The organism is Burkholderia sp. LMG 13014 (genome assembly GCF_905232215.1).
In the GTDB taxonomy this organism is placed as follows: Bacteria; Pseudomonadota; Gammaproteobacteria; order Burkholderiales; family Burkholderiaceae; genus Burkholderia.
The window spans coordinates 1-5,698 of the sequence record NZ_CAJNKE010000397.1 but is presented as its reverse complement, the minus strand read 5'-3'; the positions used below and the strand labels follow the sequence as shown (position 1 = coordinate 5,698).

Below are 5,698 nucleotides of genomic sequence, written 5' to 3'. Positions count from 1 at the left end.
ACCCACGCCCGAGACGCAGGCCGCGCAACAGACGCAGGATCGCGAACGCGGCGATCCGGACCCGCTGCTGTGGACTGCTGCGCTGTTCGGCACGGCCGCATTGGCCGGCACCGCATGGTCGGTGTATTCGCAAACCGTGCAGACCGCGTCGCGGATGTCGTCGCTGGTTGCCGCGAAAGCAGGCAGCGGCAGTTCGTTCGATGCGTCGGACAGCAGTTGCTCGTCGTCGAGCTGCAGTTCGTCGAGTTCGTGCAGTTCCAGCTCGTGCAGTTCGAGCAGCTGCGGCGGGTGTTCGTCGAGTAACTGAGCGCGGGTGGTGCGGCGGCGCGCATCGTATTCGGCAAGGCGTACGTCGGCTGGCTGTGAGTACGGTTGTCGGCGCACGTCCGATCGACCGGACAAAAAAATGCCCGCACAAGGCGGGCATGAGTCGAACGAGCACGCCCTCACTTCGGCGTGTAGTGCTTGTTGTCGGTGGGTGCGCATCGCCGCAGGCGATACGCTGCGTGTTCTTACAGGCGTGCCATGTCGTGATACTCGCCGACGGCCTGCACGCGGCCCATCGCGACGTGATACTCGTCGGTGAGCTCGCGCTGGGCGTGATGCGCGTTGGCGACCACGCGTTCGTTGCTGGCCTGAATGCGGCGAATGGCGGCGATGCCTTCCGGCGGCTGGTTGGCGGTCAACGCCATGACGAGCGGCGAGCGGACTTCCGCAAGGCGTGCGACTTCCGTCCAGTCGGCCATTGCGGTCGCGTGTTCGATCTCGTCGGTCAGCGCATTCAAGCGCTCGATCAGTGCGTGCTGTTCCATGCTTGGCCTCGTCTGCGTCGGTTACTTGTTGTTCGACATCGCGCCGGCACTGTTCTGGCCGCCGAACAGCTGCGTCAGGTACTGCGAATTGTTGTTCATCGTCGCCATCAGCGTGTTGAGCGCGGTGAATTGTGCCTGATACTGGTTCGTCAGCTGCGTCGCGTAGTTCGACAGCGTCGTCTGCTGTTGCGCGATGCTCTTCAGGTCGGCATTGAGCGCGGACGTCCGCAGGTCGATCAGGCCGCCCGTCTTCGTAAAGTTGTTGATTGCCGTCGACATCTGCGCGCCGACGCCGTTCGTCGAATTGAAGAGCGCGGCGACGCTTGCCGGGTTGCTCTGCAGCGCGGTATTGAGCTTGGTGCTGTCGGTCTGCAGCGTGCCGTCGGCTTGCAGCGTGATGCCGATCGACGACAGCGTGATCGTCGAGTTGCCGCTCTTCACACCTTGCGTCACGAGCGACGCGAGCGTGTTCTTGACCGTGCTCAGCGTCGAGTCGCCCAGCAGCGGGCCTTGCGTCGTTGCCCCCGCCGTGAACTGGGTGAGCGTGCCCATCGTCGTGACGAGCGTGTTGTAGAGGTTCACGAAGTTGTTGATCGCGGTTGTCTGCGACTTCGTGTCGGGTGCGATCGTCAGCGTCTGGGCCTGCGCGGCGCCGACCGCGGCCGACGTCAGGTTCAGCGTGACACCGGCGATCGCGCTGGTGACCGTGTTGGTCGAGCTCGTTGCGCTGATCCCGTTGATCGAGAAGGTGGCATCCTGGGCCGGGGTGCTCTGCGTCCACGCGGCGCTGCTGTTGGCCGACGTGAAGGTCGACGGGCCGCCGTTCTGTCCGGGAACCGACTTGACGCCGAGCTTCGACAACCCGGCGTCGCCGCTCAGGTTGTTGACCGCGACGCTGATCGTGTTGGACGCGCCGGTTGCCGCCGAGCTCAACACGAGGTGGGCGCCGTCGGTGCCGGTGACGACCGTCGCCGTGATGCCCGGGTTGCCGGATGCGCCGTTGATCGCGGCCGCGATGCCCGCCACCGTGTTGTTCGAGCTGTCGATGTTGACGGAGAACGACTGATTGCCCAGCGACAGGGCCAGCGTGCCGTTGCCGAGGCCCTTGGTCGGATCGGCGAAGCCGGTGGACGACAACGCCTGCGCCGCTGCGATCTGCGTGACGTTCACGTTGTAGGTGCCGGCAACGGCGCCCTGGCCGGCCGTCGCCGTGAGGCCGTTGCCGCTGGGCGTCGCGGTGAAGGTGCTCTGCAGCGAGCCGTTGGAGAGCGTCGTCAGGCTCGCCTGCAGCGCGCTCAGCGCGGAAGACAGCGTGCCGAACGCGGAAATCTGGGTGTTGTCGGTGGTTTGCTGGGCGGTCAGCGCGGAGGTCTGGCCGGCCGTTTTTGCATTCACGAGCGCCGTCACGAGCGAGTTGACGTCCATCGTCGAGTTGCCGGTCGAGCCGCTGATGATCGACTGCGCAGCTTGCTGAAGCGCGCTGTTCGCATTGGCGGTGGACGTATTGGTGTTGACGGTGGACATGTGACGACTCCGTGCCTGGGATGAGCGATGCGTATCTGGTGATTGAATGCGTATTGCGCGAAGGCTTTGGGTTGTCGCGATTCAGGCAACCGATTCGCGCAAGCCAAAGCGCCCGGGGCGCCGCGCGATGCGTTGCGCGGAGCCCCGGGCGAGACGCCGTGAAGCGATTACTGCAGGAGCTTCAGGACCTGCTGCGGCAGCGAGTTCGCTTGTGCGAGCACCGAGATGCCTGCTTGTTGCAGCACCTGTGCCTTGCTCAGGTTCGCGGTTTCCTGCGCGAAGTTCGCGTCCTGGATTTGCGATTGAGCTTGCGACAGGTTGGTCGCTTGCGCTTGCTGCGTCGTGCTGATCGCGGTGAAGCGGTTTTGTGCAGCACCCAGCGTTGCCTGGATGTTGTTCACCGTGGCCAGCGCGTTGTCGATCGATTCCATTGCCTGGTTGGCGCCGGCCGTCGTGCTGATGTTGATGTCGGCGACGCGCGGCGGCACGTTGGCGAGGTTGGTCGAGCTGATTGCGCTCTGCGAAGCCAGGCCTTGGGTCGTCGCGTTGGTCGTCGCGCTGCCGATGGTGGCATTCAGCGTAAGCGAAGCGCCGGCCGTCGTCGTCGCAGCGGTGACGGAGAACACCTTGCTGGTGACGCCGGCCGCCAGTGCGTTGCCGTTCTGATCCTGGAACGTGAAGCCACCGGCGCCGTCCGACAGCACGGAGATCGACGTGATGGTTGCACCCGACTCGTTCGGGGCGATAAAGCCGCCGTTCGAATCCAGGCTGAGGCCGGTGATCGTGCCAAGTGCGGTGCCAGCGGCCGCGCGGCCGGCTACGGTGGAGCCGTTCCCCGCGTTGGTGGCGTTGATCGCGGTCACCGAGCTGGTCGTCGCGGCGGATGCTGCTGCCGGAACGCTGGTGATCGAACCCAGTGCGCCGGTTGCCAACGGGGTCAGCGAAAGTGCCGTGCCCGCGCCGGCCGTATTGGCGCCGAACAGGCTCGAGACCGCGCCGCTAGCCAGTGCCTGGTTGTTCTGGTCGGTAAACTTGAAGCCACCCTGGCCGTCGGACAGGATGTTGATCGTCGTGATCGACGGCGTTTGCGTGCCGGTCGTCGCTGCGCCGGCGCTCGTCAGGCTCAGGCCCGTGAGCTGGCCGAGCGTCGCGCCGTTCGTCGGCAGGCCCGTGCCCATGCTTGCTGCCGAGACGCTTTGCGTCAGGTTCAGCGTGATGGTTTGACCGACGTTCGCGCCGACCTGGAAGCTGACGTTACCGGCCGACCCGTCGAGCAGGTTCTTGCCGTTGTAGTTCGTCTGCGAAGCGATACGGTTCACTTCGGAGATCTGCTGCGAAACTTCCTGTTGCAGCGCTTGCTGGTCGCTGGTCGACAGCGAGCCGCTCGATGCCTGAACGGCCAGCTGGCGGATACGCTGCAGGCTCGACGTGATCTGCGACAGGCCGCTCGATGCGGTCTGGATCATCGACACGCCGTCGTTCGAGTTCGACACGCCCTGGTTCAGGCCGTTGATCTGCGTCTGCATCCGGGTTGCGATCGCGAGACCGGCTGCGTCGTCTGCTGCGCTGTTGATGCGCTTGCCCGACGACAGGCGGGTGATTGCCTGCGACAGGGCGTTTTGCGAGCCGTTGAGGTTCTGCTGTGCAACCAGCGAGTTGATGTTGCTGTTAATTCCGAGCATGGAAATTCTCCTGTTTAAGCCGAAAGCCCTGGAAAGCCGTTTTGGCGTCGGCGGAAGCACTCGTTCATTGCTGGCCGCCTCAGAGCAGGATTTCGGCGCACCAAAACAAAACTTGAGGGGCACGTTGAGATTCGGCCCGATTTTTTATCCTTCTTTGTCATTTCGGACGGGCCCGGCGCGATGCCGAATGAAACGGGGGCAGAAACAGGATGGCGGCCGGCTCCGGCACGCAGTCGTAACGCTGTGCACACGCGCCCGACAAAAGGGTGGTTTTGTCTGTGATTCCCTGCTATGATGGCGGGCTGAATTGAGATTTCTGTCAAGCCTCTGCCGTTTTCGGCATGTCTGCTGGCAGTCAAACGCGGCGCTGCACGCGGCTTGTGAAGCGTACTCGCGGTGCTTTCCGCCTCTCTTTTCCGGCCTCCGAGGCCGTATTTCCGCTCGTTTCGCCTGTTTGTGGGGACGCTCGGATGGCCGGTGCGTGGCGCTTGGCCGCTACGTTTTTGACCGTTTAAGCAATTTAGGAACGACATGACGACGATTCTTCTGAAAGAAAACGAGCCGTTCGAAGTGGCGATTCGCCGCTTTCGCCGTGCTATCGAAAAAAATGGCCTGATCGCTGAACTGCGCGAACGCCAGTCCTACGAAAAGCCGACCGCAGTCCGCAAGCGCAAGAAGGCAGCAGCCGTCAAGCGCCTGCACAAGCGCCTGCGCAGCCAGATGCTGCCGAAGAAGCTCCACTAAGAGCGTCTTCCGGTTCGCCGCGAAACGGCGGAGCGTGCTTCGAAAGAAGCCGCTCCGCCGTTTTGCTTTTGGGGGCCGGGAAAATTCCGGGGCCGCGGCGGTTCCGGCGCGCCCCGTGCCGTGCTGTCAGCCGGCCTTGCGCCGGCGTGCCGGCTGCTTGCCGCCGAGCGCCGCGCATTGCGCGTGGCACGGGCAGCCGACCTCGTGATCGTTGACCATGCCGGTGGCCTGCATCAGCGCATAGCAGATCGTCGAACCGACGAACTTGCAGCCGTATGCCTTCAGCGCCTTGCTGAGCGCGTCGGACTGTTCGGTCGACGCGGGGGCGTCGCGGTACGACTGCCACGCGTTCTGGATCGGCGTATCGCCGACGAACGACCACAGGAACGCGGCGAGCGACCCGTGCTCTTCGCGAATGCGCTGCACCGCGCGCGCATTGGTGACCGTCGACTCGACCTTCGCGCGGTTGCGCACGATAGCGGGATTCTCCAGCAGCTTCTCGATGCGCTTCGGCGTGAAGCGCGCGACGGCATCGACGTCGAAATCCGCAAAGGCCTCGCGATAGCCCGCGCGCTTGTTCAGGATCGTCGACCACGACAGCCCGGCCTGCGCCCCTTCCAGGATCAGCATTTCGAAGAGGTGGCGATCGTCGTGCGACGGCACGCCCCACTCGGTATCGTGATAGTGAGCGTCCGCTTCCGTCTTCACCCAGTTGCACCGCTGCGACATCGTCTGCCTCGTTTTCAGTATCGACTCGAACGCGTCAGCATAGCGTAAGCCCTTTTCACGGGACAGCCGGCCGAACGGCAGATGGGCGCGCGGCGCCGATCCGGTTAAGCTTGGCGCCTGTTCGAATCAGCGGGATGAAGGCATGGCGGCATTACTTTTTGCGATCGGCATCGACGGCGGCGGCACGGGCACGCGCGCGGTGCTGGC

At 64.2% G+C, this 5,698-nt stretch carries 6 protein-coding genes; 1 reads left to right on the top strand and 5 read right to left on the bottom strand.

Annotated features, from left to right (window positions below):
- The 4 genes from JYJ84_RS38290 to JYJ84_RS27000 form a co-directional block, all read right to left on the bottom strand.
- A partial coding sequence (locus JYJ84_RS38290) for a hypothetical protein (RefSeq protein ID WP_205189672.1) occupies positions 1–486 on the bottom strand: 486 nt, incomplete at its 3' end.
- A gap of 26 nt (positions 487–512) precedes the next feature.
- Complete coding sequence (locus JYJ84_RS27010; RefSeq protein WP_122944117.1) at positions 513–812, bottom strand: flagellar protein FliT; 300 nt, start codon at positions 810–812, stop codon at positions 513–515.
- Between the two features lie 21 nt (positions 813–833).
- Positions 834–2,336: a flagellar filament capping protein FliD gene (gene fliD, locus JYJ84_RS27005; RefSeq protein WP_175222281.1), complete on the bottom strand. Its 1,503-nt coding sequence runs from the start codon at positions 2,334–2,336 to the stop codon at positions 834–836.
- Positions 2,337–2,503: 167 nt separating this feature from the next.
- On the bottom strand, positions 2,504–4,018 hold the full coding sequence (locus tag JYJ84_RS27000; protein ID WP_122944119.1) for a flagellin: 1,515 nt from the start codon (positions 4,016–4,018) through the stop codon (positions 2,504–2,506).
- Between the two features lie 531 nt (positions 4,019–4,549).
- Between JYJ84_RS27000 and rpsU the strand changes: the two genes are divergently transcribed.
- Positions 4,550–4,762: a 30S ribosomal protein S21 gene (gene rpsU, locus JYJ84_RS26995; protein ID WP_006401410.1), complete on the top strand. Its 213-nt coding sequence runs from the start codon at positions 4,550–4,552 to the stop codon at positions 4,760–4,762.
- A gap of 126 nt (positions 4,763–4,888) precedes the next feature.
- On the opposite strand, the gene JYJ84_RS26990 is transcribed toward rpsU, so the two are convergent.
- Entirely contained in the window at positions 4,889–5,491 is a 603-nt protein-coding gene (locus JYJ84_RS26990) for a DNA-3-methyladenine glycosylase I (RefSeq protein ID WP_175222282.1), read from the bottom strand.
- Between the last annotated feature and the right edge of the window lie 207 nt (positions 5,492–5,698).